The sequence below is a fragment of the Ectopseudomonas alcaliphila genome (assembly GCF_900101755.1).
GTDB lineage: Bacteria > Pseudomonadota > Gammaproteobacteria > Pseudomonadales > Pseudomonadaceae > Aquipseudomonas > Aquipseudomonas alcaliphila.
This window is the reverse complement of record NZ_FNAE01000001.1, coordinates 1,586,467-1,612,256: the sequence shown is the minus strand read 5'-3', so window position 1 is coordinate 1,612,256 and position 25,790 is coordinate 1,586,467. Positions and strand designations below refer to the sequence as shown.

The window sequence follows — 25,790 nt, the reverse complement described above, 5'->3', positions numbered from 1 at the left end:
GACCGTGGCAACCCCTGTATTCATCAACCGCATCAGTGCCTGCCTGCCGCACGAGCCCGTGGACAACGAGCAGATGGAAGCGCGCTTGGGCATGGTCGGCGGCAAGCCATCGCGTGCGCGCAAGCTGGTGCTGCGCCGCAACGGTATTCAGCAGCGCCACTATGTCATCGACCCCGCGACCGGTGAGCCGAGCATGAGCAATGCCCAGCTCAGCGCCGAAGCGATACGTGGCTTGCAGGGCGAAGGTTTCGAGCTGAACCAGCTCGATTGCCTGGTAGCCAGCACATCATCGCCGGACCAGGTAATGCCAGGTCACGCCGTGATGGTGCATGGCGAGCTGGGCAATCCGTCTTGCGAGGTGGCGACCACTGCCGGCATCTGTCTGTGTGGGATGACAGCGCTGAAATACGCCTGGATGAGCGTGACCAGCGGCGAAAGCCGCACTGCCGTGGCCTGTGGCTCGGAGGTCGCTTCGACCCTGATGCAGGCACGCAACTTCAACGCCGAATACGAAAGCCGCGTCGACGAGCTGGAGAGTCACCCGGAGATCGCCTTCGAGAAGGATTTCCTGCGCTGGATGCTGTCCGATGGCGCTGGCGCCGTGCTGCTGCAGGATAGCCCCAATCCGAACGGGCTGAGCCTGCGCGTCGACTGGCTGGATATCCTTTCGTTCGCCGACCAGATGCCGCCCTGCATGTACGCCGGTGCCGACATGCAGGACGGCACACTGCGTGGCTGGAGCCACTACGATGCCGAGGCGCGCGCGAAGCAGTCAGTGATGGCGATCAAGCAGAACGTCAAACTGCTCAACGAGAACATCGTCAAGTACACCGTGGAGGAGGCGCTGCGCCGCATCATGGCGCGCCGCGATCTGCGCGTGGCGGACATCGACTGGTTCCTGCCGCATTACTCCTCGGAATTCTTCCGCGAGCCGCTGGCTGTGGGCCTGGCCAATGTCGATCTGCCGATCCCGATGGAGCGCTGGTTTACCAACCTGACCCGCAAGGGCAACACCGGCGCGGCGTCGATCTTCATCATCCTTGAGGAGCTGTTCAACGGTGGGCGCCTGCACGGTGGTCAGCGGCTGCTCTGCTACGTGCCCGAAAGCGGGCGTTTCTCCAGTGCGTTCATGCATCTGACGGTGGTTGGCAATGAAGCTTGATGAGGTTCCCCAGGATCACAGCTCAACCTATGGTGGCCATAGCAAACTGGTTTACGCCGTGGATGCCAGCGGGCATTACCAGGGCACCCAGAGCGATGGCTGGGAGCCGGAGGCCTATTCCACGCTGCTTGCCGTCGCCGAGCTTGAGGCCCAGGAGGCCGAAGCCAGAGAGGGTTGGCAGCGCGGCGAGCTGTCACCGCTGAAATGCCTGATGTACCGCTACCGCATGGATGAACCCGCGCTGGCGCAGATCACCGGCCTGTGGCAATGGCGGGTACGCCGGCACTTTCGCCCGCAAATCTACCGCCGCTTGAGCACCTCGCTGCTGGCGCGCTACGCCGAGGCCTTTGGCCTGACCGTCGACGAGTTGCGTCGCTACCAGAGAGAGTTGCCATGACCGCGTTCGAACACCGCCAGAGCGCCCACTGCGAAAGTGGTGTCATGGCCAGCCTGCTGACTCACGCCGGTTTGCCGATGAGCGAGCCGATGGCTTTCGGCCTGGCATCGGGTCTGGCCTTCGCCTACCTGCCGATCGTCAAGCTCGGTGGCATGCCACTGATTGCCTACCGCATGCCGCCACGGCACCTGATCAAGACCCTGAGCAAACGCCTCGGCGTGCGCCTGACCAGCCGTACCTTTGCCAGTCCCGAGCAGGGCCGTGTGGCGTTGGATGCGGCGCTGGACAGCGGCCGCCTGGCGGGTTTGCAGAGTTCGGTGTTCTGGCTGCCGTACTTCCCGCCGGAAATGCGCTTTCACTTCAACGCGCACAACCTGCTGGCGTATGGGCGCGAGGGCGATGAATATCTGCTCAGCGACCCGGTGTTCGAGGAACCGGTGCGTTGCGCCAGTGCCGATCTGCAGAAGGCGCGCTTCGCCAAGGGCGCGCTGGCGGCCAAGGGCCTGATGTACTACCTCGATGACGTGTCGCCGGATCAGGACTGGGAACGCCTGATTCGCCAGAGCGTACTGTCCACCTCGCGCATCCTCGACGGCATGCCACTGCCGTGGATCGGCATTCGTGGCATCCAGCACCTGGCCAAGTGTGTCGAAGCGCTGGATCCGGCGCAGGCCAAGTACAACCGCCTGTACCTCACCCATATCGTGCGCATGCAAGAGGAGATCGGCACCGGTGGTGCGGGTTTCCGCTTCATGTACGCCAGCTTCCTGCAGGAGGCTGGCGAGAAGATCGGCGATGCCAGCCTGCAGGAGGCTTCGTCCCGGCTGACGGCGGTGGGCGACGACTGGCGCCAGTTCGCTTCGGCCTGCGTGCGGGCCAGCCGCAGCAAGGGCGAGGCGCCGGATTTCAGGCCAATCGCCGAGATGCTCCGTGGCATCGCCGGGCAGGAGCGAGTGTTGATGAAAGAGCTGGGCGCCTGGGCCAAGCGCAAGGGGTGAGGCGGGGGCTCTTTGCGTTCTGAGAGGCTGGTTGCGGTGGGCTGAAGCCCACCCTACGAAGCCGCATCTCAGTTGTCGGGTGGGCCGGGCGGCGTTCCGCTTTAGCCCACCAATGCCATCAACAAATCAGGTTAGAGCTGCAGATGAAGGACTTCGATGCCTGCCGTCAGCTCGGCAAAATCCTGTGCTTTGGTTGGCGCCCCGATCAACACCGCCTGCGCCTGAAAAGCGCCATTCTCGTCGAGCACCACCAGCAGCGCCTGGGTGATGGTGCCGTCGGCCAGATCAAGAGCAGCCAATGTCTGTAGCTGTCTCCACACGTTCGCCCCGGCGCCGATAAACAGGTTCGGTCCCTCCAGCCCGAGCTGTGCCGCGACATGGAAGCCGGCAGCATTGCTCACGCTGTTGACGAATTCGAAGGGCTTGGGCTGGCGCTGATGGACGCATACGGCATCGAGCAATGCACCCATGGTGGCCCGGGCCGGGTGGCGCGAGGCCAGATAGAGACCGCAGTCGCTGCGTACGTGCGCTTTGAGTGGCGCGCTGCACAGCAGCGCCTGCAGGATCATGCGGTCGATGCGCCGTGGCGGAGTGGCCAGCCACTGGCCCAGAGCGGCCTTGAGATCCTTGTCGGAGTGGCTTGCATCTCCGCGAGTGCTGCAGGCAGCGATGACCGGCTTCATGCTTCGTTCCCCGCGCAGCTTTGCAGTATCAGGCTGGCGTTGTTGCCACCGAAGCCAAAGAAGTTGGCCAGCAGCAGGCTGTCGGCTGCGATGCTGGTCGGCTGGGCGCTGAGTGGCAGCAGCGCCTCGGCCGCATAGTCCAGGCCTGGCAGGCTGGCGAGGTTGTTCACCAGCAGCAGGGTTTCGCTGAGGCCGCAGGCGCCCAGCGTATGGCCGAGCCAGGGTTTGAGCACGCACAGTGGCGGCAGCGCGTCGCCGAACAGCAAGCGCACGCCATTGCTTTCGGCGCGGTCATTGGCGCCGGTGGCGGTACCGTGCAACTTCACCAGACCGATTTGCTCGGCGCTGACGCCGGCGTTACGCAGGGCTTCACGCATGACCCAGTCGATATGGCTGCCATCTTCGCGGGTGGTGGTCAGGTTGCTGGTGTCGCAGGCGCTGAAGCCGCCGAGCAACCTCGCCAGTGGCGCCGCTCCGGGCTCTCGTGACAGCAGTGTCGCGGCGTAGGCTTCACCGAGAATCAGACCGTCGCGCTGCGGGTGGAAGGGCCGGTAGGCGCCGCTCGGACTGGTCAGATCGAGGGCGCCGAAGCCTTGCTGGGCGATGGCGCTGGGCGTCTCGAAAGCCAGCACCAGGACGCGCTCGTACAGGCCGGCAGCGAGCATCCGGGCGCCGTACAGCAGGCCGTTGGCCGCGCTGGTGCAGGCGGTGTTGAGGGTGAAGGCATCGGCGAAGCCCCAGCGCTGGCGCAGGTTGTCGGCCAGCAGGTCGAGCGTTGTCGAATGCTCCGTGTGAAAGCCACCTTTTGCGGCGGTGAGCTGTTCGAGATCGTTGATGTCGAGACTGGTGCTGGTGATGATCAGCAGGCAGTCATCCAGTCCACCGGGCATGTCGCCCAAGGCTTCGCCGAGCAGTCGGTCACAGCGCTGCTCGCGGCTTTCACCACTGTCGCCGACGGCCAGATAGGGACGCGGCTGTTGCAGTTCATGCAGCAGGAACGAGCCGGGCACGGGCAGCTGGCCGTGTTGCAGGGCCGCGCCGGCAGCGCGCAGGTCGGCGCCAAGGGCGCTGTGCAGGGCGCCGCGTTGGAGATAGATGGGCGTCACTTTTTCTGCCTGATAAAGGCGGCGATGCTGGCGATGCTGTTGAGGATGCGCCGCCCGTCCTTGGCCCCTTCGATACGTACGCCATAGTGCTGCTGCAGTGCCAGGGAGACCTGCAGGGCATCGAGGCTGTCCATGGCGATGCGGCTTTGCTGACCGAACAGCGGCTCGTCATCGGCGATGCTCTGCCAGTCGATGTCGTCTTCCTTGTCGCACTCACGGATCAGCAGTTGCTTGAGTTCTTGTTCTAGTAATGTGTCGTCCATTGCGTTTGCTGCACTCGTTTGCGGAACAGGAAAAGCCCGGCGGCGCCTAGCAGTATGGCGAACAGCAGAAGACGGGCACAGTCAGGGGCAATGTCGGCAAGCGTTCCCTGGCCCACCAGCAGGGTCAGGAAGGCGTCCAGCGCCCAGCTCATCGGCGAGATGTCCGCCAGTTGGCTCATCGCTTCGGGCATCACGCTCTTGGGCACCATGATGCCGCCGATTGCGGCGAGGATGATATTGAGGCCGCCGCCCAGCAGCAACGCCTGTTCGCCGCTACGCGCCAGCGCGGCCAGCAACAGGCCGAGGCTGCATGCGGCCAGGCTCAGGCTCAGGGCCAGCAGCGCATAGGCCAGTGGCGCGCCGGGAAGGCTCAGGCCGCTCAGGCCGAGCAGCGGTAGCAGGTATACGCCGATGGCCAGCAGCAGGGCGAACTGCAGCAGATTGATCGCCAGGTAAGGCAGTAGCTTGCTCAGCACCAGTGTGGCAGGGCTCAGGCCCAGCGCGCGAAAACGCAGCAGTGCGCCGCTCTGCTGTTCACGCTGGAAGCCGCCGGCCATCGGCAGGGCGACGAAGAACATGCCGAAGATCAGCCAGGCTGGCACGCTCAACTGGCTGGCGTTGGCCTTGCCGCTAAGCTCGCCGCTGGCCAGTACCTGCAGCTCGCTGAGCTGGCTTTGGGTACGCTGGCGGATGAGTTGCAGGCGCTGCTCTGCGTCCATGTCCTGTGGCAGTGCGTCGCTGTCTTCCAGGTAGGCGAGCAGGCGGGTCTGGGCCAGGGCGATGTTGACGGCGGCGCGCAGGCGCTGACGGGTCTGACTGTCGACGCGCGCGGGATAGGTCAGTGCGGGGCCTATATGCGGTGTATCCAGCAGCGTCTCGCTAAAGTCATCGGCCAGGATGATGTGTGGCAGCGCTTCGTCGCTGCTGACGAGCACCCGGCTGCCTGGCAGTTGCTCCTGCAAGGCCTGCTGGAAGAACGCACTGGCCTCGCTGTGCTGCGGGGCTTCGAGCACAAGGTCGAGGGGTGGTGGTTGGTCGCTCAGGTAGTTGGACAGCGCGGCGGCCATCAGCACGAGAAATAGGATCGGCATGACGAACAGCACGGCCAGCGCATGCGGGTCGCGCAGCAGCAGTAGGCATTCCTTGCGCACCAGCGCCAGTAGCGGACTCACAGACGGCCTCCGTTGAGGCTCAGGTAGAGCTGCTCCAATGAGGGGCGACCAAAGCGCAGCAGGCTCGGCGGGGTCGGCTGAGCAGCGAGGAACTGGGTGATCGCCAGCAGTTGCTGGCTGTCCAGATTGCCGATGCGTAGGCCGTCGGGCAGCGTTTCGGCGCTAAGCTGCAGCTGGCCGAGTAGCGCCTGAAAACCGGCCGGTACCTGTTCCGGCCATTCCAGCAGCAGGCCGTGGCTACCATCGAGCAGTTGCTGCTTGTCCAGATCGAGGCGCACCTTGCCCTCATGAAGAAGCAGGATACGTCCGGCCACGCGCTCGACCTCGTCCAGATAGTGACTGGTGTAGATCACTCCATGGCCTTCTGCGGCGAGTCGCCCTACGGCATCGAGCAGCAACTGCCGGCTACCGGCATCGACGCCGACGGTCGCCTCATCGAACAGGTACAGGCGCGCCGGCTGCAAAAGGCCGATGGCGAAGTTCAGACGACGTTGCTCGCCACCGGACAGGCGTGCGGCGCGACGCGGCAGCTTGTCTTCGAGGGCGCAGCTGGCGATGCACAGCTCCAGGCGCTGGCGGCGTTGGGCGCCCTGCAGGCGGTAGAGGTCGGCGAACAGCGCGAGGTTTTCGGCAACCGTCAGTTCGGCGTAGAACGCCAGTTGCTGCGGCACCAGGCCCAGGCTGCGCGGGCCGTGCCAGCGAATTTCTCCCTGTTGCAGAGCCAGCGTGTCGCTGAGTAAGGCCAGCAGTGTGGTCTTGCCGGCGCCGTTGCTGCCGAGCAAGCCCAGGCACTGGCCTTCCTCCAGCTGCAGGTCGATGCCTTGCAGCGCGAAGGCGTCTGCGCCTGGGTAGCGAAAACTGACGCCGCGTAGCTCAAGCACGGACGAGCACCAGCAGCAGTTTGCCTTCCAGCAGCGGCTGCGCGCCGGCATGGATGGCAAAGGCGTAGAGGGCGCCGGTCGGGCTCAGCGCCTCCTGCTGGGCGCTCACCAGTAGCGGCTCTGCGCTGCGTGTGACCGGGTGCAGATGGAGTTGGGAAAGTTTGCCGACCAGGGCCATTTCGATGGCATCCGCTTCGCCGTATAGGGCACCATGTGCGGCGCAAAGCTGGGCTGCGGCTTCGAACAACAGGCAAGGCGAGGCATTTTCGCCAAGCTTGTCGAGGTGATGCCAGGCGCTGAGTCCGCGGATATTCAGGTTGTCATGATCGACCAATGCATCCAGCCAGAGCGCGTCGCCCTGGTGCGGCAGCAGTGTGTGCAGTTGGGTGCGATCCATGGCAGGCGGTCGGTGCGTACGGGCGACGCAGTGTAACAGAGGCAGGGATAGAGGGAGGATGCAGTGACGATCTGGCAGTTGGTGGCTTTTGTGATGCTCAGCGCAGTGCTGGTGGGTATTTCCTGGCGCACCCTGGGCAATCCACGCAGTCACGGGTTCTATCGTTTTCTTGCCTGGGAGGCGATGGCGGTGATGCTGGTGCTCAATGCACCGTCCTGGTTCGGCGACCGGGGTGAACTGCATCAGCGCATATCCTGGGTGCTGTTGAGTCTTTCGCTGTTGGTGCTGTTCGCGGGTGTGTACCAGATGCGCCGTTTTGGCCAGGCGGGTACGCAGCGTCAGGATGATGAGCTGTTTGCCTTCGAGCGCACGTCGCAGCTGGTGACGGGCGGCATCTTCCGCTACATCCGTCATCCCATGTACTGCTCGTTGCTGCTGCTGGCCTGGGGCATCGCTTTCAAGCGTATCGATGCGCTGATTGTGCTGCTGGCGGTGCTCTCCAGCATGCTGCTGTGGTGTGCGGCGCGTTGTGAGGAGCGCGAGTGCCTGGCCTATTTCGGCGAGGCCTACCGCGAGTACATGGGGCGAAGCTGGATGTTCGTGCCGCTCGTGCTCTGAACCCGGCACTCAGGGGGTCTATTGCGCGCTCTGGTGCTCTAGCAGGAGCTGCCGATAGGCGCGTTGATAGTCTTCATAGCCGAGCTTCTGCTGTTGCAGGTCATGCACTCGTTCATCCAGGCTTTTGCGTGGCTCATGTGTGGAGTCTGCCTGTTGCGCGATTGTGCTGCTCAGCTGGGCGTTGGCCAACAGCTCGTCAATGACGGGATCGATCTTGCTCTTGGTGCCTTGCCATTTCATCAGCGACAAGCCGCCTTTGCCGCGCAGGTGATAGCTGGCCTTGGCCAATGTCTGACGACGAGGGCCGAGGATGGTGATTTCGGCGGTGGACAGATACGGCGCCATGTCCCATGAGCGGCGAGCCGTGTACGTCACCACGTACGGGCAATCTGCCCTGGGAATCTTCGAGTAAAGCTGCGTCTGGATGCCATGTCGGGCGAAGCCTTCCTGCAGCACGGGTACGAAGTCGCTGACCTGAACCTTGGGGTTCTCCTCGATGCACATCTGGTCGGCCGCCGTCTTTAGCGGCGTGACCCGGGTAGCAGTGCAACCGCCGAGTAGGGTTAGCGCCGCGAGCAAGGGCAGGGTAATACGTAGCTTCGACATGGGAGAGGGCTTCCTTGCGTGAGAAGGCCACCTCGACGGTGGCCTTTGCGTGAGTGCGGGTGGCGTCACTTCACCTTGGCGTATTTGGCCTTCAGTGCGACACCGGCCATGATGGCGCCAGCATGGCATTCGTACTTGCTGTCGTCGCGGTATTCCTTGTTCTTGTAGTTGCTGGCCAGGTCGACCACAGCGTTGGCACCTGCGGCCTTGGCGGCGTTCTGCAACTTGATCAGGGCCGATTGCAGAACCCAGCTGCAGGCTTCTTCATCACTCTTGTTGAAGGCGTTGGTCTTCTGGCTGGTGGTGACGTTGGCATTGATGATCTGTGCGCCAGCCGGCGTCTTGTTCAGGTAGAACTTCACCGAACCGTCGAGACGACCAGCCTGGGTGGCTTCGTTGACTACCGACTGGAAGTCCAGGAAATGAGCGGTGTCGCGCGCCTGGCTGAGGCCGGGCAGCAGAGCGACGGAGAGAAGTGCGGCAGTGGTCCAGATTTTGGCTTGCATGGGTATCTCCTTGAATATCACTGGTGCATGTAGAGGGAAGACTTGCTCAATTCCTGCTGAATACTGCGGTCCAGATTATGGATCCACTTGTTGTAATTGCGGTGGATCTTGCCGTTCTTGTAGTCGAGGTTCTGGCTGTCGCGATAGCGGATCGAGTAGCTCGACGCGCTGTAGGGGATGGTGATCTCGGCCTGGTGGTTGCGGCGTTGGATCAACGCCATGATGTTGCCCCGGTCGGCACGCTCGACCGTCCACTGACGGTTCTGCAGGGCGGCGAGAATAGCGCGGCGCATATCATCCTCACTCCTGACCGCCGACGCGGGGGTGCGGTTCTCAATGTTCATCACCGGTTTCGACGTACAGGCTGCGACGCCCAGCAGCAGCGCAACGATCAGACCAAATCGAGTGAAACGAGACATCATCCATGTTCCTTGTCAGTTGAAGGTCAGTGCCAGCGTTTGAAGATCAGCGAGGTGTTCACGCCACCAAAGGCGAAGTTGTTGTTCATCACGTACTCATGGCTCATCTGGCGGAACTCGCCGCGCAGATAGTCCAGTTCACCGCAGGCCGGGTCGATCTCGTCCAGATTCAGGGTGTAGACGTAGCTGTCTGAATTCATCATCTCGATGCTGAACCAGGACTCCAGCGCGCCACAGGCGCCCAGGGTATGGCCGAGGTAGCTCTTCTGCGAGCTGATCGGCATCTGCGCGCCGAACAGGCTGCTGGTGGCCAGGGTCTCGGCGACGTCGCCCTGTTCGGTGGCCGTGCCATGGCCGTTGACGTAACCGATTGCCGAGGGCTCCAGGCCAGCGTCATCGAGTGCCAACTGCATCGCGCCGCGCATGGTTTCCTGTACCGGCTTGGTGGCGTGCTGGCCGTCGGAGTTGCAGCCGAAACCGACGATCTCGGCATGGATGGTGGCGCCACGGGCGAGGGCGTGCTCCAGCTCTTCGAGTACCAGGATGCCGGCGCCCTCGCCGATCACCAGGCCGTCACGGCCTGTGTCATAGGGGCGCGGGCTGGTGTGTGGCGCGTCGTTCTTCAGACTGGTGGCGTAGAGCGCATCGAAGACCATGGCCTCGGTGGCGCACAGTTCCTCGGCGCCGCCGGCGAGCATCATCTTCAGGCGACCGAACTTGATCGCCTCGTAGGCGTAGCCGATGCCCTGGCTGCCGCTGGTGCAGGCGCTGGAGGTGGGAATCAGGCGGCCCTTGAGGCCGAAGAAAATGCTGATATTGGCCGCGGTGGTGTGCGGCATCATGCGGATGTAGGAGTTGGCGTTGAGGCCGTCGGCTACCGAGTTCAGCAGCATGTTGCCGAAGGCTTTGACCTCCTCGGTGCTGCCAGTGGACGAGCCGCAGGCCACGCCCATGCGCCCGTCGGCGATGCACGGGTCGCCGAGCAGGCCGGCGTGCTCCAGGGCGCGCTCGGCGGCGTACACCGCCAGCTTGGACACCCGGCCCATGCTGCGCGTCTGCTTACGGTTCCAGTGCTTGGGCTGGACGAAGTCATCCACCGGGCCACCCAGGCGGGTGTTCAGCTCGGTGAAACGATCCCATTCGTCCATGCGGCGGATACCGCTCTTGCCGGCCCTGAACGCGGCCGAGATGGTTGGCCAGTCGCTGCCCAGCGAGGTGATGCCGGCCATGCCGGTGACGACTACACGTTTCATCAACACAAACCACCATTCACCGCGAGGACCTGGCGCGTAATGTACGCCGCCTCGTCGGACATCAGAAAGTTCACCGCACCGGCCACCTCTTCGGGAGTGCCCATGCGGGCGGCCGGGATCATCTTGAGAATCTCGTCCACCGGTACCAGCTCGTCGAGGATCTCGGTATCGATCAGGCCGGGCGCTACGCAATTGACGGTGATCCTGCGCTTGGCCAGCTCGATGGCCAGCGCTTTGGCGGCACCGATCACGCCGGCCTTGGAGGCGCTGTAGTTGACCTGGCCACGGTTGCCGACCAGCCCTGACACCGAGGTGATGCAGACGATACGGCCTGGCGCACGGCGGCGAATCATCGGCATGGTCAGCGGGTGCAGCACGTTGTAGAAACCGTCCAGGTTGGTGCGCAGCACCTGATCCCAGTCCTCCTCGGACAGCGCCGGGAAGGCGCCGTCACGGGTCAGGCCGGCGTTGCACACCACGCCGTAGTAGGCGCCGTGTTGCTCGACGTCGGCCTCCAGCGCCTCGCGGCAGGCGGCGCGGTCGGACACGTCGAATTGCAGGATGCGCGCCTGGCGACCCAGTTCGGTGATCTGTTTCTGCACGGCTTCGGCTTCGTCGCGACGCGAACGGCAGTGCAGGACGATGTCATGGCCCGAGCGCGCCAGGCGCAGGGCGATGGCGCGGCCGATGCCACGGCTGGAGCCGGTGATCAGAACGGTGGCGGCAGAAGTGCTTTCAGTCATGGGATTGTTCTTGCGGTTCTTGAAGATAGATCGCCGGTTGCGGCGGGCGGAACACGTTAAGGCGGGCTTCGGCCTGGATGCCGGGGCCTGTGAGGTGGCATTCGAACACGCCCATGCCGTTGTCGTCCTGCAGCGAGCACAGGGCACGTATGTGCAACTCGCTGCCGGCCGGGAAATGCTCGACGTTGCAGGCGTACTTGCGCGTGCCGAGCAAAAAGCCCAGCTCCACCGGCAAGCCGGCGCGCTTGGCCTGGATACCGGCAAAGGCAGCGATGGCCTGCGCCATCAGCTCGATGCCGGTCCAGGCTGGCAGGCTGCCGTCGGCCGCGCTGAGCAGACCGTCGGGACGCACTTTGAGGCGCACCTCGATCGCTTCGGTATCGCAGCTCAGTACTTCATCGAGCAGCACCATGTTGCCCGCATGGGGCACCAGTTCGGCGACGGGCCACAGGCTCATGATGCATCTCCCAGGATCAGCGCAACGTTGTTGCCGCCGAAGGCGAAGGAGTTGCTCATCAGGTAACGGCCCTGGTCACGGGCCAGGCGGGCGCCAGGCTGGACGAGTTGGAGGGGCGCCAGTTCGGGGTCATGCTGGCCATCCCAGAGGTGTGGCGGCAGCAGTCCGTCACGGTTGTAATGGCTCAGAGTCAACCAGCAGAAGGCTGCTTCCAGCGCGCCCGCAGCGCCCAGGGTGTGACCGGTCATGGGTTTGCTCGAGGAGCAAGGCAGACCCGCGGGGAACAGGGCGTGCACGGCCTTGCTCTCCATCACGTCGTTATGCCGGGTAGCGGTGCCGTGCAGGTTGAGATAGTCGATTTCGCTGGCGGCGATGCCGGCGTTGGCCAGCGCCTTCTCCATGGCCGCACGGGCGCCGAGGCCTTCCGGGTGCGGTGCGGAAATATGGTGGGCGTCGGAGGTGGCGCCGCCGCCGAAGAAGGCGATGGGGCCGTGCTCACGGGTCATCAGAAACAAGACCGCAGCCTCGCCGATGTTGATGCCGTGGCGGTTCACCGAGAACGGATTGCAGGGCTCGGCCGAAACTGCCTCCAGCGACGAGAAGCCATTCAGGGTGAGGCGGCACAGGCTGTCGACGCCACCGCAGATCACTGCATCGCACAGACCCTGGCTGAGCAGGCGATGAGCGCTGAGCAGGGCGCGGGCGCTGGAGGTGCAGGCCGTGGACTGGCAGTACACCGGGCCAGTCAGGCCCAGCCAGTCGGCAAGGAAGTTGGCCGGTGCAGCCATTTCCTGTTGGGCGTATTCGTATTCGGCGGGCAGCGTGCCCTCGTTGAAGTGGCGCGCGATATGCTCGCCCGCTTCGCGGATGCCTGAGGTGCTGGTGCCCAGCACCAGGCCGACGCGCTGCGCGCCGTAGCGGGTGATGGCTGCGCGCAGCTCGGGCTCGATCTGCTGCGCTGCGGCCAGCAGCAACTGGTTGTTGCGACTGTGGGATGCCTCGAAACCTGCCGGCATGGCGGGCAGATCCACATGCACGGCGCCCACCGTCAGGCTGCGGTCTTGCACCCAGCCGTCTTCAGCGCGCATGCCCGCGGTGTCACCAGCGAACAGCGCATCGGCGACGGCCTGCTTGCCTTCGCCGAGGGCGCAGAGCAGGCCGAGTGCATTGAGGTAGCCGGGGGTGGGGGAGCGGGGCATCAGTCGCTTTCTTCCAGGTTCAGTGCGCGTATCCGGTAGGTCAGGCCGGTCTTGCCAAGGGTGAAATCCAGGGGAGCCTGGTAATGGATGCTCCAGTCCGGGGTTATGCGGCGTTGGCCTTCGGCATCCTGCTGCCAACTGTCGGCCGGGTAGCCGTGCAGCGCGTCGGTGCGGGCCAGGGCGAACAGCAGTGCGGCGAACAGCTCACGTGCCTCGGTATTGGGTGGCAGCAGGCCGTCGTTGCGCCATTGTCCCGCCTCCAGCAGCTGGCGCGCCTGGGGGATGCCGAGCGGATCCAGCAACGACCAGCGCAGGGCCGGGCCTTCCTGCTGGATCACCAGTAGCCAGTCCTGACGCACGTCCGCCTGTTCACGCTGGATCTGCAGGGTGAGCGGCAGCGCTGCGACCAATGCCGGAGCCACTGGCGGCACGGGGGTGCGTGCGGCGCAGGCGCCCAGCAGCAGGCTGGCGACGAGCAGGAGTATGCGTGGCATCACGGCTTGCGCGCCACTACGTTGAGCAGCGTTTCGTCGCGTTGACCGACGGGTTTTGGCTGCATCAGCCCCCAGCGCTCCAGCAGGCCGAAGTCCTTGGCCCGGCTCCACCACAGGTAGGGGTAGGAAACGCTGGCATCGTCGAACTGAAAACCCTGATTGCGCAGCATGTCCAGGTACTGTTCGGCGCTGCGTTGTACGTGCATCGGATGGCGGAACAGCCAGCGGATCACCCAGGTGTCGATATAGAACTTGGTCGACTCGGCCAGCAGCAGCCGACCACCAGGTTTGAGCACGCGCCAGAACTCGGCGAGCGCCTGTTCCTGCTCCACCAGATGGTGCAGGGTCTGGTGGCAGAACAGCAGGTCGACGCTGGCGTCGGGCAGGTCGATGGAGGCGCAGTCACTGGCGATCAGTTCGACTTCCAGGCCCAGGCGCTCGGCCTCGCGGCGCGAGCACTCGAGGCTGTGCGGATCGGCGTCGAGGCCGATCATCCGCGCCGGTGCGAAGGCGGCGTTGAGCAGGCCGAAGGAGCGGCCCTGACCGCAGCCGGCATCGAGCAGCACGGGCGCTTGCGGCAGCGGACTGCCGGTCAGGCGCACCAGGTCGTTGATCGCGACCCGCAGCACATGGTGTTGCCACACGTGGCTCTGCAGGAACCAGAAGCCGAAACGGGTTTCTTCGACGTAGGTAGGCGAGACGGGACGGAGAGCGGTCATCGACGGTCCTTGTCAGGGTTGGGAGCACAGCTCGGCCAGCACACGCAGGCGCCGGCGAGGTTCGGAAACGTAGGGATTCTTACCGTCCCAGGCGTAGCCGGCAAGGATCGAGCTGATCATGCGGCGAATCTCCGGGGAGGCGTTCTCGTAATAGATCACGTCCTGGAAGGAGCCCTCGTACCAGCCCTCGACATAGACGCGGAAGGTATCCACGCCGCGCTTGAGCGGGATGGCGAACTCGTTTTCCCAGTCCACCGTTTCGCCACCCAGCTGACGATGCAACAGCCCGGCGGCCATGCTCGCCGAACGCATGGCGATGGTCACGCCCGAGCTGAACACCGGGTCGAGGAACTCGGCGGCATTGCCCAGCAGGGCAAAGCCCGGACCATGCAGGCTCTTGACGTTGGCCGAGTAGCCATTGATCTCGCGGGCCGGGGTGTCCCACACGGCGTTGCCCAGCACCTTGCTCAGCGATGGGGTTTCGGCGATGAACTGCTTGAGGCAGGCATCGAGATCCTTCGGGTAGTTCTCGTAGTGTTCGGCCGCGCAGACCACGCCCAGCGAGCAGCGGCCGTTACTGAATGGAATGGTCCAGAACCACACATCGCGAAGGGTCGGATGGGTGGTGATGAGGATCATTTCACGGTTGAAGCCCGAGGCTGGATCGATGTTGTCCTCGATATGGGTGAATACCGCGCGCCGCACGGGAAAGGCCGATGGCGTGTCGAGGTCGAGCAGGCGCGGCAGCACGCGGCCATAGCCGCTGCCGTCGAGAACGAAGGCGCACTCGACCTGGTACTCGTGGCCGTCGGCCAGGCGGCGTACCGACAGGCGCGGGCAGTCGCCGGAGAAGTCAGCGGCGAAGATTTCCTCCTCGTAGCGGATCTCCACGCCCTGACGCTCGGCCTCATCGGCCAGCAGCTTGTCGAAGTCGGCGCGGATCACCTGGTAGGTCGAACCCTTGCCCTCGGTGAATTTGTCGCGGAAGTCGAAGCTGGTGTAACGCTCGCCCCAGGCGAACGCGGCGCCATGCTTGGTCTGAAAGCCTGCGGCCTGGACGGCTTCGAGCATGCCGGCCTCTTCGACGAAATCCAGGCAGTGCGACAGCAGGCTCTCGCCGATGGAAAAGCGCGGAAAGCGCTGGCGCTCCAGCACCAGCACGTCATGGCCCTGGCGTTTGAGAATGGCGGCGGCGATGGCGCCGGATGGGCCGGCACCGATAACGACGATCTGGCGTTGTTCGAGTTCAGGAGATTTCATAGCGGGCTTTCGCTTCATGATTGACGGCGTGCCGGCCCAGCAGGGCAGGCAGCAGAGTAGAGAACAGACTCATCAGCAGCAGGCCGAAGTACACCGTTGAATCAATCAGCTGGAGCTGCAGGAGCAGGTTTAGGAACACGATTTCGGTCAGGCCGCGGATGTTCAGCAGCAGGCTCTCACGCCACTTGATCCGCGCTGACGCAGCCGGGTCTGCCCAATGCAGGCCCAGCCAACTGCCCAGCACCTTGCTGGTGACCGGCAGCGCCAGCAGAGTACCTATCACCAGCCAGGACATGTGTTGACCCAGGCCATGGAAATCCACCCGCAGTACGCCGTAAGTGAGAATCAGCGGGACAGCCACGCCATTCATCAGCAGCTTCCAGTGACGCTGCGACAACGGCAGCACGAACGGCTGCTTCAGATAGCCCAGACACAGCATGTAGGCGATACCGAATACCAGCGCATTGAGCCCCAACTGCTGAAACAGCAGCATCAGTGCGAAGAACGGCAGGCTGTAGCACGACGGATGACGCAACTTGAAAGCGCGCGCGAGCAGCGGCAGCAGCGCCGCCAACAGCGGCCAGAGTAGCGTCGCCGGTTGGCTGCTGCCCTGAGCCAGGCCGAACAGGCTCCAGCACATGAAGTCCATCAGAATGGCCGCATGCAGCAAACGTTTGCTGGCGGCGGCCGGGTAACCGATGCTCTGCAGGAACAGATAGAGCACCGGGATGGCAGTGATGGAGAACAGCAGACCAATGCCCACCGCGCTCAGCCAGCCGCGCTCGCCGGGCAGTAGCCACAGCGAACAGGCCAGGCCCGCCAGCATCGGCACGAGAAAGCTCGGCAGGGCGATCTTCACGCAAGCCGGGCTGAAATCGAGGTCGATTACGTCGCTGAGGATGTAACCGAGCAGCAGGGCGAAGCACAAACCGTAGGCAACACTCAGCCAGTCGGGCGCCAGCAGGTCGTTGGCGCTCAGGTGCCAGTGCGGCTCGGCCCACAGCAACAGCAGTGCAGGGATGGCGAGTGCCGCCACCAACAACTGGCCGACGATCGGAATCAGGCGGCGCCCACCGACGACCGCGACCACTGCGTAGATGGCCAGGGCCAGCAACCAGAACAGGGCGATCGTCATGGATGCTTGTCCTCTGCCTGCGCGTCACCCGCCCAAGGGGCCAGGAGGAAGCTGAAGGCCAGGCCGATGCTGATGGCCAGGCCGAAGTTGCTCACTGCAGGCGTACTGGAAACCGCCAGCAGACCGAACGATAACCAGGTGGTCAGCGCCGACAGCAGTGTGCCGAGCAGGCTGGTGGCCGCACCGCCGACCCGCTCGCGGATGAGGATGGCGTAGTCCACGCCGATGGCGGTGACCAGTAGCAGGCCGAACAGGCTGAACAGGGTCAAGGGTTGGCCAAGCCAGCCGAGGCTGGCCAGGCTGGCCAGTGCGGCCAGCAGCGAGACCGCCAGTACGCGAGCGGCGCCGCGTGCGCCGAAGAAGATGCACAGCACGGCGAAGATCAGCAGGCAGGAGGCCAGCTTGAGTTCGGCGGCGCTGACTTGTGTGGCGGCGAACAGGCGATTGAGTTCGCCGAGGCGGTCCACCAGCTTCACCCCGTCCAGTCCTTCGGCCTGGGCTGCAAGCAGGTCGCTGTCGGTCAAGCCTTGCAGGCTGATCAGCCCGGCGACCTGGCCGTCATCCGCATGCCCCAGCCAGAGTGGTCGCCAGGGCTCACTCAGTGGGGCGGCGAGCACCTGTTCGATGTTCAGCGTGGGCAGGGCTTGCAGCTGTTGCGCCTCTTGCTCGATGGCATCGGCGGGGATGCCCAGTTCGCTGAGTGCGGCGCTGTGGCTCGGCAGCTGTGCCACGGTCTGACGCAGTTTTTCCTGCTGCGTGGCAGGCGCCATCAGCTGGCTCAGCGCCAGATAGCTCTTCAATTGACCCTGCTCGACCAGCCTGTCCAGGCGCTGGCGCAACGACTGCTGGCGTTGCAGCAGTTGCTCCTCGTCTTCGCCGCGTACCAGAAAGAACTGACTGGTCGGTTGCATGCCGACGATCTGGCTGATGGCTTTCGATTGCTCCAGCAATTGCGGCGGCACGCTGGCCCACTGACGCAGATCGTCCTTGTGCGAGAGCTGCAACAGGCCACCGGCGCAGAACAGGGCGAAGATCAACAGCAGCCAGGGTGTTGGCAGCCGGCGTAGCATGGCTTCGCGCCAGTCGAGCAGGCGCTGTGCCAGAGCATGCGGCGGCTGCCAGGGCCGGATCGCGGCCTTGCCGAGCAGCATTGGCAGCAGAAACAGGGTGCTCAGGTAGGCGCCAAGCAGGCCAGCGGCGGAAAAGATCGCCACCTGCTTGAGTGCCGGGAACGGGGTGAAGGCCAGGGCCAGATAGCCGATGACGTTGGTCACCAGACCGAGGGTCAGGCCAAGAAACGTGGCGCGCAGGGCACGCCAACTATCCCAGGGTTGCAGCGTCCAGCTCTTCGACAGCAGGTGCAGTGGGTAGTCGATGGCCACGCCGATCAGGCTGGCGCCCAGCACCAGGGTCATCACGTGGATATGGCCGAATACCGCGACGCAGGCCGTGAGCCCGGCGAGCACGCCAATGGCTGCGGGGATGAAGGCGAGCAATACGCGTACCCGGCGAAACACCAGCAGCATCATCAGCAGGGCGCCGGCACTGGCGATGCTGCCCATCAGGCCGATTTCGCGGGTGGCCTGGCGCTGGCCGTGGGCGGAATAGAGCAGGCCGCTGCTGGCGAGCAATTGGCCGCCGCGTGCCTGCACCTCGTGGCGGGCCTGGGTGACCAGATCGTCCACAGCCAGCGCCAGGTTGCCGTCGAAGGCGTCGGCATTGGTGCGGGCGCGCAGCACTGCCCAGGTGGTCCCCTCGCTTTCGGCGATCAGCGCACCGCTGAGATCGACCTGGACATTGTGATGCTGGGGAAGCCCCTTCTCCACCAAGGTACTGAGACCGAGCAGATCATCGTTGGTGGCGACCACGCCCTGGCTGCGGAAGGGGTCGAACAGATCCTGTACACGTCGTTCGACGAAGGCGGTCGGGTTGTCAATCAGCAGCTCGCTGTCGGCAGCCGGCAACAGCGCCAGGCGTTGATCCTGCAATTGCTGACGTATGCCGGACAGGTCGGCTTGCGGGGCCCACTGCACCTTCTCGAACAGCGCCTGCTGCTGCCAGCGCGTGCCCAGTTCGGCGGCCAGCGCCAGGGTCTGTTCGCGTTGCGGGTGGCTGATCAGCACCAGCAACTCGCGGTTGAGCGGCTCCTGCATGCGTTGCACGGCCTGCTGCTCGAGCGCGTCCGGCTTGCCGTTGGGTACCAGCTCCAGCAGATTGGCGGAGATGGGCGCGCCGCCGCGCCACTGCCAGGCGGCAACGACAACGAGCAGCAGCAGGGCGAGCGGGAATAGCCTTGAACCCCAGTACTCAATTCTGGAAGTCATGCTGCTCCGCGTCGCTCAGGGACTGATCGGCCTGGCTGGACTCAAGGCGCAGCACGGTGCTGTCGCCCTGGGTTTCCTGCAGTTCGATGCGCTGGACCAGCTCACCACCAGTGATGACGATGGCCTTGAATACCTGCTTGAGCAGGACGCTGCGAGGCGTCAGATCGAGCTGCCAGGCCTCGGCTGTGCCGCTCAGGCTGAGCTCGAAATCCTGACGCAGACCGCTGCTGTCGCCCTTGAGCACGGCAAGGAACAGGCGGTTCTGCTGTGCGGTGGCGCTTTGCTGGGCGACGAACTGCCAGCCCTGCTCGCTGCGCCGGGCGATGCCTTGCGCGTCGATACGGTAGTCCTGCTGCAGCGGGCGTTCGAGCAGCCAGAGCAGGCCATGATCCTTGGCCAGGACGAACCTGCCACGGCTGGTCAGCGGTTGCGGCAGGGCGCGCAGGTGTTTTTCCTGGATGAAACTGCCGCGCACCACCTCGGGCTCGCCGAGTTGCTCGCTGAGTTGGTCGAGGTCGAAGGCCATCGCCAGCTGGGCAATGCTCGCCAGCAGTAGACCGGAGGCAATCCGGGAGATGTAGCGGGCGATGAAGTGTTTCCCGGATTTCATCCGGGCTACGCATCCGATGCCAGCCAGGGCGGGGCTGAGCAGGCGTTTCACGCGATGGCCCTCTGTACGGCATCGATGAAGACCAGGGGCGAGGCGAACTGCATTTCGCGCGTGGCGATTTCCACAGCCACCTGTACGGTGCTGCCGCGGGTCATGCGCTCGCCCGTCTCGGCATCGCTGATCAGGTAGTTGATCTTCAGGCGACTCTCCCATTCCACCAGGTCGGCGCGCACGATGATGCGCTGGCCGAACTGCGCGCCGCGCACGTAGCGTACCTGCAGGTCGATCACCGGCCAGGCGTAGCCGGAGTCACGCATCTGCCGGTAGTTGTGGTCGAGCTTGTCGAGCAGGGCGCAACGCGCCTGCTCGAAGTATTTGACGTAGTGGCCATGCCAGACGATTTCCATCATGTCGACGTCATAGAACTGCACCTGCAGTTCGATTTCCGCCTGCAATACGCCTGACTTACGCATGTTGAGATCCTTTACCAAAGGTGCGCACGGTGCACCCTACGCGGCGGAGGATCGTAGGGTGCGCCATGCGCACCAGAGCGAGCTTAGGCATACAGCCTCCAGTGCTGAGTGCGGATGCGTTCCAGGCACAGGCGCAGCTCGCCTTCCAGGGCGCGGTCTTCGATCACCGGCGGGAAGTCGCTGGCCAGTTGTTCGCGCATGGCGGCCAGTGGTGCGGGGATGTCCTGCTTGCCGGCGCGCTCGCGCAGCCAGACGCCCTGGTTGGCGGCCAGCAGGGTGGCGGCAGCGACCTGCTCGGTCAGCTCCAGGCTGCGCAGGGCATCGCGTGCAGCGATGGTGCCCATGCTCACCTTGTCCTGGTTGTGACACTCGGTGGAGCGTGAGAAAACGCTGGCCGGCATGGTGTTTTTCAGCGCTTCGGCGGTCCAGGCGCTGGTGCCGATCTGCACGGCCTTGAAGCCGTGGTTGATCATCGCCGTTGCGGCCGGCGCGCCGGACAGGTTGCTCGGCAGGCCATGGTTGTAGCGGGTGTCCACCAGAAGGGCGAGCTGACGGTCGAGCAGGTCGGCGACGTTGCCCACCAGGTTCTTCAGGCTGTCCATGGCGAAGGCGATATGCCCGCCGTAGAAGTGGCCGCCGTGCAGGGTGCGCTCGGTCTCGGCGTCGAACAGCGGGTTGTCGTTGGCGCTATTGAGTTCGATCTCGATGAACTGGCGCAGCAGGCCGAGGCTGTCGGCCAGCACGCCAAGCACGTGCGGCGCGCAACGGATCGAGTAGCGATCCTGCAGGCGGTGCAGTGGCGGCAGCGGCGCCTCGACCGCCAGATCCTGGCGAATCCAGGCGGCGACCTGGGTCTGGCCCGGGTGCGGCTTGGCGGCGAACAGGCGCTCGTCGAAGTGTTCCGGGTTGCCCTCCAGGGCGATCACGTTGAGCGCGGTGATGCGCGTGGCCAGCTTCAGCAGGTAATCGGCGCGGGCATAGGCCAGGCAGGCCAGGGCAGTCATCACGGCGGTGCCGTTCATCAGCGCCAGGGCTTCTTTCGGGCGCAGGGTCAGTGGCGTCCAGCCGAGTTCTTCATGCACCTCGGCGGCGCTGCGACGCTCGCCCTTGTACAGCACGTCGCGCTCACCGCTGAGGGTGGCTGCGACGTAGGACAGCGGGGTGAGATCGCCGCTGGCGCCGACCGAGCCTTCTTCAGGGATCAGGGGCAAGACGTCGTGCTCGATGAACGCCTGGATGCGCTCCAGCAACTCCACACGTACCCCGGAAACGCCATGGCACAGCGACTGCAGGCGGGCCGCGAGCACGGCGCGGCTGCTCGGCGCGTCGAGCAGTTTGCCCAGGCCGCAGCCGTGGAAGGTGAACAGGTGCTTGGGCAGAGCTTCGACCTGATGCAGTGGCACCGCTACCACGCAGGAGTCGCCGTAGCCGGTGGTCACGCCGTAGATCACGCCTTCCTTGTCCAGCAGGGTGTCGAGGAAGCGTGCGCCCTTGGCGATCTTTTCCCGGTAGGCGGCATCATCCTGCAGCTGGGCGCGGGCCTGGCGCTGCGACAGGGCTACGATGTTCTCGATGGTCAGGGCGCGCTCGCCGAAGATCACCGGCTCAGGCTGGTATGTCGTCATCTCGCTTCCAGAAAGGGTAGAAGTTGAACCATTGCTGCGGCGCGTCCAGGCAATGTTCGCCCAGGCGCTGCGCGTAACGTTGTGCCCAGCCGTGAACCACCTGGTCGCGCTCGCTGCGCTTCCAGCTCACCGCATCGGCGAAATGTTCCAGGCGTACCTGGTAGCGCCCGTCGATCTTCAGGCAGTGCATCAGCCCGACCGGGCATTGCAGCAGGCCGGCCAGCAGCCAGGGTCCTTGAGGGAAGGCTGCGGGCTGGCCAAGAAAGTCGACCGTGACATTGCGTCCGCCATGCAGCGGTACGCGGTCGCCGGCGATCGCCAGCCACTCGCCGCGCTCCAGACGCTCGGCCAGTTGCAGCATGATGGCGGGGTCCAGTTCGCTCACCTGAATCAGGCGCAGGTGGCTGGCACCGGATTCGCCCAGCAGGCGGTTGAAACGCTCGGCGTGCTTGGTGTGCACCAGTACATTCATGCGCACCCGCTCGCCAAGTTCGGCCAACGCCCGACAGACTTCCAGGTTGCCCAGGTGGGCGCCTACCAGCAGCCTTCCGCGGCTACCGTCATGCAAGGTGTCGCGCAGGTTGCCGGGGTCGACCAGTTGCAATTCCTGCAAAGGCAGGCGGCCGTTCCATACATCGAGCTTGTCCAGCAGGCTGTCGGCGAACGCCAGGAACTGACGCAGTACCGAACGGCGGCTCGGGCGCAGATCGGGACGTGCGCCCCAGCTCGCCAGGTTGTGCTGGTATTGATGGATGCTGGTTCGCGCGCTGCGGCCGAAGATGTAGAAATACAGGACGATCAGATACAGCAGCGGCACCAGGGGGCGACGGCCGAGCAGGCGCGCGGCTGCGACGGTGAAGCGCATCAGCAGAAAACTGCCGCGCTCCTTCTGCCGAGCCCAGTGATGGTTGTGCTCGGCAGCGCTCATGCGACCAGCCTGCGCCATAGAATCCTCGGCGCGCGTCGCAACATGCCGAAGAACAGTCGGGCGTGCATGCCGGAGATCAGCAGGTTGTCGCGCCACAGGCGAAAGTGCGAGAGACCATCGGCCGGGTAGTGCACGCGGGTTGGCAGCCAGTGCATGGGCTGCTCGCGCCAGGCCAGGCGCACCAGTATTTCGGTGTCGAAATCCATGCGTCGGCCGAGTTTCACCGTATCGAGCAGGGCCAGGGTGGCCGGCAGCGGGTAGATGCGAAAGCCGCACATGGAGTCGCGAATCTGCAGCGAAAGGCAGTTGATCCAGACCCAGACGTGGGTCAGGTAGCGGGCGTACAGGCGCGACTTGGGCACGCTCGCATCGTATTGCGGATAACCACAGACCAGGGTTTGCGGGTGAGCGCGAGCGGCGGCGATGAACTGATCCAGAGTGCTCAGGTCGTGCTGACCATCAGCGTCTACCTGCAGGGCATGGCTGTAGCCGAGGCGCGCCGCCTCGCGCAGGCCGGCTATCACCGCGCCGCCTTTGCCCTGGTTGCTGGGCAGGCGCAGCAGGTGAATGTCCGGCTGCTGGGCCAGTTCGTCGATTACCGCCGCGCAGGTCGCGTTGGAACCGTCGTCCACCAGCAGGCACGGCAATCCGGCGCAGCGCAGTTGCTCGACCACGCCGGGCAAGGGTCGCTCGTGGTTGTAAACCGGGATCACCGCGCAGGGCTTGAAGCCTGACTCAGCCATTGGCCTGCTCCAGCAGAATGCGCCCGGAAGAACAGGCAGCCTCGCCATTGCGATAGGCGAAATACAGCTTGCCGCGTTCGGCGTCGAAACGCAGGGACAGCTGCAGGGTGTCGCCGGGGCGCACCAGTTGCTGGAATTTCAGCACTTCCATGCCGGCGAAGCGCGGCGGCAGATGTTCGATCAACTGGCGAGCCAACTGCTGGGCCCAGTCGACCTGCACCACGCCCGGCAGCACCGGGGTCTGCGGGAAATGGCCGGTGAAATGGGCGAGGTCCGGCGGTACCTGCAATTGCAGCAGCCATTCGCCGTCGCGCTCTTCGGTGCTGACGGGTTCCACCCGCGTCGGGCGTGGCGCGGCCAGCAGGGCTTCGATCTGGCTCTGCGCCAGCTTGCCCTGGCTGCTGTAGGGCAACTCCAGCAATAGGCGCCAGCGGCGCGGCAGGGCGATGGCCTCGCAGTGTTCGGCCAGGTGCCGGCGCAGGGTTTCGGTCACGCTGCGACGGCCCTGATTGCGCAGGGCATGTAAGCCGTTCGGGCTCAGGGCCAGCACCGCGCCGAGGAAGGCTCGACCTTCCTGAATCACGCCAAGGCGGGCATCGTTAACCCAGTCATGGCCGCTCAGCGCCTGCTCGAGCATGGGCAGGGAGATGCGTTTCTCTTCCAGCTTGACGATGCGGTCGAGGCGCCCACGCAGGACGAAACGGCCGTCGGCGCCGATCTCGGCGGCATCCGCGCTCTGTTCGATATGCCCAGCGGGCAGGTACGGCGAGGCGATGCGCAGGGCGCCGGTTTCATCGAGGCTCAGCTCGACACCAGAAAACGGCTGCCAGGCTGTGTCGCCCTGACGCCAGCCGATGCCGCCGGTTTCCGAGCTGCCATAGATTTCCGTCGGCCACTGGCCCAGGCGTTCGTGCAGGGTCTGCGCAGCCTCGACGGGCAGGGCGCCGCCAGAAGAGAACACCCGCTTGACGCGACTAAGCGCCGTCCAGTCGAGGTTGTCGCCCATGCGTTTGAGCAAGGCCGGGCTGGCGACCCAGGCGAAGCCAGGGGCGGCGCAAGCTACTGCGCTCGATGCTGCCGCGTTGAGAAGCGGCTCGGCCTGCTCATTTACCGCCTGTAAACTCTGCGGCCTCGCCTCTTCTCGCCTTACATCCTCTTCGCTCGCTACGCTTGCACTGCCCCTGGCGATAGCCAGGCTTGCCTGCTGCAGATCTTCAGGGAAGGGCAGGGCGCGGCGGTACAGAGGGCGACCGGCGCACAGCGGCCAGAGAAGGCGAAACAGCAGGCCATAGATATGCTGGCAGGCGACGCTGCCGAGGATGGTGGCCTGGCCGAGGCTCTGCCCCCACAACCGCTCCAATGCCTCGACCTCGTTGGCCAGTTGCGCAAGGCTCTTGTCGATCAGCTTGGGTTCGCCACTGGAACCCGAGGTGCACAGGGTCAGACGGCAATGCTCGGGCAGCAGGCGTGCGCCAGGCAGTGGCTCGGCATCCAGCCCGGTCAGGTCGTCCAGCCACAGGTCGACCTGGGCTGCCAAGCGCTGGCGGGTCTGTGCCTGGGCGTCGGCGGGTAGCAGTACCTGCACCCCGGCGCGCCAGGCCCCGAGCAGAGCGATGGCCAGCTCGGCAGCATCTTCCAGATACAGCGCTACGCGTTTTACACCACGTGCCTGCAGCGCAGCGGCCAGGCGCAGGGCGCGCTGGCGCAACTCTGGATGATGCAGGGTCGGTTCCAGGGCAACCTGACGCGCGGGCTGAGCCTCTGATAACAGATCGGTGATGGGCAACCAGGTCATTCGTGTTTCCTTACCTGCTGGCGTATCAACCATTCGCCAGCGAACAACAGGCCAATCAGGCCGTAAGAGATGAATCCGGTGTAGAGCGTCCACCAGGAGAGTGGCGCCCACATCGCCAGCGCCATCAGCAGGACGGTATTGCCGAGGAAGAACAGGGCCCAGACCTTGGTGACGGTACGCGTGTAGCGCACGGCGACGTCCGGCAGCTCCGGTTCACGCAGGCGCGCCATGCGTTCCACCAGTGGCGGGCCGAACTTCAGACTGAGGCCGAACAGCGCCAGCAGCATCAGGTTGAGCAGTACCGGGTACCAGCGCAGCAACGCCGGTTCGTTAGCGACACCGAGCAGCAGGCAGAACACCAGCGCCGCCACGGCCAGCCACAGGCCGCCCGGCCGTCGGCGTGCCGTCAGGGCACGGGCCAGCCACAGGCCGCCCAGCAACGCGGCGAACACACGTGGCGACCAGTGCTCCAGGCCGTAATAGACGGCGAATGGATAGAGCACGCCGGCTATCAGCAACAGCAGGCCAAACAGGCGAGCCATGGGGTCAGTCTTGGGTCTGAGGCGTGTCATTGATCAGGCGATAGACGGCCTCGACCACATCGCCCACGCTGCGCACGCTCTTGAACTCTTCAGCGGCGAGCTTGCGTCCGGTCTGGCGCTTGATATGGTCGATCAGGTCGACCGCATCGATGCTGTCGATCTCCAGGTCTTCATACAGGTTGGCGTCCAGGGTCACACGCTCGGCATCCAGCTCGAACAGCTCCACCAGGGCGCTACGCAGGGTGACGAAGATTTCTTCACGGCTTTGCATCGGTGAAATCC

At 64.7% G+C, this 25,790-nt stretch carries 30 protein-coding genes; 4 read left to right on the top strand and 26 right to left on the bottom strand.

What is annotated here, in order from left to right; all coding sequences use genetic code 11:
- Positions 1 to 4: 4 nt before the first annotated feature.
- From BLR77_RS07610 to BLR77_RS07600, 3 genes are read left to right on the top strand one after another with little or no spacing between them, the layout of a single operon-like run.
- Positions 5 to 1,162, top strand: a complete 1,158-nt coding sequence (locus BLR77_RS07610; RefSeq protein WP_074676810.1) for a beta-ketoacyl-ACP synthase III — start codon at positions 5 to 7, stop codon at positions 1,160 to 1,162.
- Complete coding sequence (locus tag BLR77_RS07605; protein WP_074676412.1) at positions 1,152 to 1,559, top strand: DarG family dialkylresorcinol biosynthesis protein; 408 nt, start codon at positions 1,152 to 1,154, stop codon at positions 1,557 to 1,559. The genes BLR77_RS07610 and BLR77_RS07605 overlap by 11 nt, the downstream gene beginning before the upstream one ends.
- On the top strand, positions 1,556 to 2,557 hold the full coding sequence (locus BLR77_RS07600) for a BtrH-related acyltransferase DarH (protein ID WP_074676411.1): 1,002 nt from the start codon (positions 1,556 to 1,558) through the stop codon (positions 2,555 to 2,557). The genes BLR77_RS07605 and BLR77_RS07600 overlap by 4 nt, the downstream gene beginning before the upstream one ends.
- 131 nt (positions 2,558 to 2,688) lie before the next feature.
- Here BLR77_RS07600 and BLR77_RS07595 read toward each other — a convergent pair whose 3' ends face one another.
- Genes BLR77_RS07595 through BLR77_RS07570 form a run of 6 tightly spaced genes read right to left on the bottom strand, consistent with a single transcriptional unit; the run spans position 2,689 to position 7,059 of the window.
- Positions 2,689 to 3,240, bottom strand: a complete 552-nt coding sequence (locus tag BLR77_RS07595; RefSeq protein ID WP_074676410.1) for a hypothetical protein — start codon at positions 3,238 to 3,240, stop codon at positions 2,689 to 2,691.
- Positions 3,237 to 4,346: a beta-ketoacyl synthase N-terminal-like domain-containing protein gene (locus BLR77_RS07590; RefSeq protein ID WP_074676409.1), complete on the bottom strand. Its 1,110-nt coding sequence runs from the start codon at positions 4,344 to 4,346 to the stop codon at positions 3,237 to 3,239. The genes BLR77_RS07595 and BLR77_RS07590 overlap by 4 nt, the downstream gene beginning before the upstream one ends.
- Positions 4,343 to 4,609, bottom strand: coding sequence for an acyl carrier protein (locus BLR77_RS07585; RefSeq protein WP_074676408.1), 267 nt, complete (start codon positions 4,607 to 4,609; stop codon positions 4,343 to 4,345). Before BLR77_RS07585 ends, BLR77_RS07590 begins: the two co-directional genes overlap by 4 nt.
- Positions 4,591 to 5,781, bottom strand: a complete 1,191-nt coding sequence (locus tag BLR77_RS07580) for an ABC transporter permease (protein WP_074676407.1) — start codon at positions 5,779 to 5,781, stop codon at positions 4,591 to 4,593. The genes BLR77_RS07585 and BLR77_RS07580 overlap by 19 nt, the downstream gene beginning before the upstream one ends.
- Complete coding sequence (locus BLR77_RS07575) at positions 5,778 to 6,662, bottom strand: ABC transporter ATP-binding protein (protein WP_074676406.1); 885 nt, start codon at positions 6,660 to 6,662, stop codon at positions 5,778 to 5,780. The genes BLR77_RS07580 and BLR77_RS07575 overlap by 4 nt, the downstream gene beginning before the upstream one ends.
- Positions 6,655 to 7,059, bottom strand: a complete 405-nt coding sequence (locus BLR77_RS07570) for a beta-hydroxyacyl-ACP dehydratase (RefSeq protein WP_074676405.1) — start codon at positions 7,057 to 7,059, stop codon at positions 6,655 to 6,657. Before BLR77_RS07570 ends, BLR77_RS07575 begins: the two co-directional genes overlap by 8 nt.
- Positions 7,060 to 7,122: 63 nt before the next feature.
- Between BLR77_RS07570 and BLR77_RS07565 the strand changes: the two genes are divergently transcribed.
- Positions 7,123 to 7,677, top strand: a complete 555-nt coding sequence (locus tag BLR77_RS07565; protein ID WP_074676404.1) for a methyltransferase family protein — start codon at positions 7,123 to 7,125, stop codon at positions 7,675 to 7,677.
- Between the two features lie 18 nt (positions 7,678 to 7,695).
- Here the strand turns inward: BLR77_RS07565 and BLR77_RS07560 are convergent, their stop codons facing one another.
- From BLR77_RS07560 to BLR77_RS07465, 20 genes are all read right to left on the bottom strand, one after another.
- Positions 7,696 to 8,283: an Sbal_3080 family lipoprotein gene (locus BLR77_RS07560; RefSeq protein WP_074676403.1), complete on the bottom strand. Its 588-nt coding sequence runs from the start codon at positions 8,281 to 8,283 to the stop codon at positions 7,696 to 7,698.
- A gap of 65 nt (positions 8,284 to 8,348) precedes the next feature.
- Complete coding sequence (locus BLR77_RS07555) at positions 8,349 to 8,789, bottom strand: excinuclease (protein WP_074676402.1); 441 nt, start codon at positions 8,787 to 8,789, stop codon at positions 8,349 to 8,351.
- Positions 8,790 to 8,806: 17 nt separating this feature from the next.
- The gene (locus BLR77_RS07550; RefSeq protein WP_169716323.1) at positions 8,807 to 9,208 is read right to left on the bottom strand and encodes a hypothetical protein; all 402 of its coding nucleotides are present in this window, start codon (positions 9,206 to 9,208) and stop codon (positions 8,807 to 8,809) included.
- A 26-nt stretch (positions 9,209 to 9,234) separates the two neighbouring features.
- Positions 9,235 to 10,461, bottom strand: coding sequence for a beta-ketoacyl-ACP synthase (locus tag BLR77_RS07545; protein WP_074676400.1), 1,227 nt, complete (start codon positions 10,459 to 10,461; stop codon positions 9,235 to 9,237).
- Positions 10,461 to 11,204: a 3-oxoacyl-ACP reductase FabG gene (gene fabG / locus BLR77_RS07540; protein WP_074676399.1), complete on the bottom strand. Its 744-nt coding sequence runs from the start codon at positions 11,202 to 11,204 to the stop codon at positions 10,461 to 10,463. Before fabG ends, BLR77_RS07545 begins: the two co-directional genes overlap by 1 nt.
- Positions 11,197 to 11,661 (bottom strand): hotdog family protein, encoded by a 465-nt coding sequence (locus BLR77_RS07535; protein ID WP_074676398.1) that lies wholly within the window; start codon positions 11,659 to 11,661, stop codon positions 11,197 to 11,199. Before BLR77_RS07535 ends, fabG begins: the two co-directional genes overlap by 8 nt.
- Positions 11,658 to 12,860, bottom strand: coding sequence for a beta-ketoacyl-[acyl-carrier-protein] synthase family protein (locus BLR77_RS07530; protein ID WP_074676397.1), 1,203 nt, complete (start codon positions 12,858 to 12,860; stop codon positions 11,658 to 11,660). Before BLR77_RS07530 ends, BLR77_RS07535 begins: the two co-directional genes overlap by 4 nt.
- Positions 12,860 to 13,354, bottom strand: coding sequence for a hypothetical protein (locus tag BLR77_RS07525; RefSeq protein ID WP_074676396.1), 495 nt, complete (start codon positions 13,352 to 13,354; stop codon positions 12,860 to 12,862). The genes BLR77_RS07530 and BLR77_RS07525 overlap by 1 nt, the downstream gene beginning before the upstream one ends.
- Positions 13,354 to 14,073, bottom strand: a complete 720-nt coding sequence (locus tag BLR77_RS07520) for a class I SAM-dependent methyltransferase (protein ID WP_074676395.1) — start codon at positions 14,071 to 14,073, stop codon at positions 13,354 to 13,356. The genes BLR77_RS07525 and BLR77_RS07520 overlap by 1 nt, the downstream gene beginning before the upstream one ends.
- A gap of 12 nt (positions 14,074 to 14,085) precedes the next feature.
- Positions 14,086 to 15,333 (bottom strand): NAD(P)/FAD-dependent oxidoreductase, encoded by a 1,248-nt coding sequence (locus BLR77_RS07515; RefSeq protein ID WP_074676394.1) that lies wholly within the window; start codon positions 15,331 to 15,333, stop codon positions 14,086 to 14,088.
- Positions 15,320 to 16,468 (bottom strand): cation:proton antiporter, encoded by a 1,149-nt coding sequence (locus tag BLR77_RS07510; protein WP_074676393.1) that lies wholly within the window; start codon positions 16,466 to 16,468, stop codon positions 15,320 to 15,322. The genes BLR77_RS07515 and BLR77_RS07510 overlap by 14 nt, the downstream gene beginning before the upstream one ends.
- Positions 16,465 to 18,792 (bottom strand): MMPL family transporter, encoded by a 2,328-nt coding sequence (locus BLR77_RS07505; RefSeq protein ID WP_074676392.1) that lies wholly within the window; start codon positions 18,790 to 18,792, stop codon positions 16,465 to 16,467. The genes BLR77_RS07510 and BLR77_RS07505 overlap by 4 nt, the downstream gene beginning before the upstream one ends.
- Positions 18,776 to 19,402 (bottom strand): outer membrane lipoprotein carrier protein LolA, encoded by a 627-nt coding sequence (locus BLR77_RS07500; RefSeq protein ID WP_083366031.1) that lies wholly within the window; start codon positions 19,400 to 19,402, stop codon positions 18,776 to 18,778. Before BLR77_RS07500 ends, BLR77_RS07505 begins: the two co-directional genes overlap by 17 nt.
- Positions 19,403 to 19,449: 47 nt before the next feature.
- Positions 19,450 to 19,875, bottom strand: coding sequence for an acyl-CoA thioesterase (locus tag BLR77_RS07495; RefSeq protein WP_074676391.1), 426 nt, complete (start codon positions 19,873 to 19,875; stop codon positions 19,450 to 19,452).
- 83 nt (positions 19,876 to 19,958) lie between these two features.
- Positions 19,959 to 21,500: an HAL/PAL/TAL family ammonia-lyase gene (locus BLR77_RS07490; protein ID WP_074676390.1), complete on the bottom strand. Its 1,542-nt coding sequence runs from the start codon at positions 21,498 to 21,500 to the stop codon at positions 19,959 to 19,961.
- Positions 21,481 to 22,428 (bottom strand): LpxL/LpxP family acyltransferase, encoded by a 948-nt coding sequence (locus BLR77_RS07485; RefSeq protein ID WP_074676806.1) that lies wholly within the window; start codon positions 22,426 to 22,428, stop codon positions 21,481 to 21,483. The genes BLR77_RS07490 and BLR77_RS07485 overlap by 20 nt, the downstream gene beginning before the upstream one ends.
- Positions 22,425 to 23,171 (bottom strand): glycosyltransferase family 2 protein, encoded by a 747-nt coding sequence (locus BLR77_RS07480; protein WP_074676388.1) that lies wholly within the window; start codon positions 23,169 to 23,171, stop codon positions 22,425 to 22,427. Before BLR77_RS07480 ends, BLR77_RS07485 begins: the two co-directional genes overlap by 4 nt.
- Positions 23,164 to 24,966, bottom strand: a complete 1,803-nt coding sequence (locus BLR77_RS07475; protein ID WP_074676386.1) for an acyl-CoA synthetase family protein — start codon at positions 24,964 to 24,966, stop codon at positions 23,164 to 23,166. The genes BLR77_RS07480 and BLR77_RS07475 overlap by 8 nt, the downstream gene beginning before the upstream one ends.
- Entirely contained in the window at positions 24,963 to 25,508 is a 546-nt protein-coding gene (locus tag BLR77_RS07470) for a COG4648 family protein (protein ID WP_074676384.1), read from the bottom strand. The genes BLR77_RS07475 and BLR77_RS07470 overlap by 4 nt, the downstream gene beginning before the upstream one ends.
- Positions 25,509 to 25,512: 4 nt before the next feature.
- The gene (locus tag BLR77_RS07465) at positions 25,513 to 25,779 is read right to left on the bottom strand and encodes an acyl carrier protein (RefSeq protein ID WP_074676382.1); all 267 of its coding nucleotides are present in this window, start codon (positions 25,777 to 25,779) and stop codon (positions 25,513 to 25,515) included.
- Positions 25,780 to 25,790 lie beyond the last annotated feature (11 nt).

Coding starts and splice junctions, on each gene's coding strand:
- BLR77_RS07605 (WP_074676412.1), top strand. CDS start 1,152: ATGAAGCTTGATGAGGTTCCCCAGGATCACAGCTCAACCTATGGTGGC.
- BLR77_RS07600 (WP_074676411.1), top strand. CDS start 1,556: ATGACCGCGTTCGAACACCGCCAGAGCGCCCACTGCGAAAGTGGTGTC.
- BLR77_RS07595 (WP_074676410.1), bottom strand. CDS start 3,240: ATGAAGCCGGTCATCGCTGCCTGCAGCACTCGCGGAGATGCAAGCCAC.
- BLR77_RS07585 (WP_074676408.1), bottom strand. CDS start 4,609: ATGGACGACACATTACTAGAACAAGAACTCAAGCAACTGCTGATCCGT.
- BLR77_RS07570 (WP_074676405.1), bottom strand. CDS start 7,059: ATGGATCGCACCCAACTGCACACACTGCTGCCGCACCAGGGCGACGCG.
- BLR77_RS07560 (WP_074676403.1), bottom strand. CDS start 8,283: ATGTCGAAGCTACGTATTACCCTGCCCTTGCTCGCGGCGCTAACCCTA.
- BLR77_RS07555 (WP_074676402.1), bottom strand. CDS start 8,789: ATGCAAGCCAAAATCTGGACCACTGCCGCACTTCTCTCCGTCGCTCTG.
- BLR77_RS07550 (WP_169716323.1), bottom strand. CDS start 9,208: ATGTCTCGTTTCACTCGATTTGGTCTGATCGTTGCGCTGCTGCTGGGC.
- BLR77_RS07545 (WP_074676400.1), bottom strand. CDS start 10,461: ATGAAACGTGTAGTCGTCACCGGCATGGCCGGCATCACCTCGCTGGGC.
- fabG (WP_074676399.1), bottom strand. CDS start 11,204: ATGACTGAAAGCACTTCTGCCGCCACCGTTCTGATCACCGGCTCCAGC.
- BLR77_RS07535 (WP_074676398.1), bottom strand. CDS start 11,661: ATGAGCCTGTGGCCCGTCGCCGAACTGGTGCCCCATGCGGGCAACATG.
- BLR77_RS07530 (WP_074676397.1), bottom strand. CDS start 12,860: ATGCCCCGCTCCCCCACCCCCGGCTACCTCAATGCACTCGGCCTGCTC.
- BLR77_RS07525 (WP_074676396.1), bottom strand. CDS start 13,354: ATGCCACGCATACTCCTGCTCGTCGCCAGCCTGCTGCTGGGCGCCTGC.
- BLR77_RS07520 (WP_074676395.1), bottom strand. CDS start 14,073: ATGACCGCTCTCCGTCCCGTCTCGCCTACCTACGTCGAAGAAACCCGT.
- BLR77_RS07515 (WP_074676394.1), bottom strand. CDS start 15,333: ATGAAATCTCCTGAACTCGAACAACGCCAGATCGTCGTTATCGGTGCC.
- BLR77_RS07510 (WP_074676393.1), bottom strand. CDS start 16,468: ATGACGATCGCCCTGTTCTGGTTGCTGGCCCTGGCCATCTACGCAGTG.
- BLR77_RS07505 (WP_074676392.1), bottom strand. CDS start 18,792: ATGACTTCCAGAATTGAGTACTGGGGTTCAAGGCTATTCCCGCTCGCC.
- BLR77_RS07500 (WP_083366031.1), bottom strand. CDS start 19,402: ATGAAATCCGGGAAACACTTCATCGCCCGCTACATCTCCCGGATTGCC.
- BLR77_RS07495 (WP_074676391.1), bottom strand. CDS start 19,875: ATGCGTAAGTCAGGCGTATTGCAGGCGGAAATCGAACTGCAGGTGCAG.
- BLR77_RS07490 (WP_074676390.1), bottom strand. CDS start 21,500: ATGACGACATACCAGCCTGAGCCGGTGATCTTCGGCGAGCGCGCCCTG.
- BLR77_RS07485 (WP_074676806.1), bottom strand. CDS start 22,428: ATGAGCGCTGCCGAGCACAACCATCACTGGGCTCGGCAGAAGGAGCGC.
- BLR77_RS07480 (WP_074676388.1), bottom strand. CDS start 23,171: ATGGCTGAGTCAGGCTTCAAGCCCTGCGCGGTGATCCCGGTTTACAAC.
- BLR77_RS07475 (WP_074676386.1), bottom strand. CDS start 24,966: ATGACCTGGTTGCCCATCACCGATCTGTTATCAGAGGCTCAGCCCGCG.
- BLR77_RS07470 (WP_074676384.1), bottom strand. CDS start 25,508: ATGGCTCGCCTGTTTGGCCTGCTGTTGCTGATAGCCGGCGTGCTCTAT.
- BLR77_RS07465 (WP_074676382.1), bottom strand. CDS start 25,779: ATGCAAAGCCGTGAAGAAATCTTCGTCACCCTGCGTAGCGCCCTGGTG.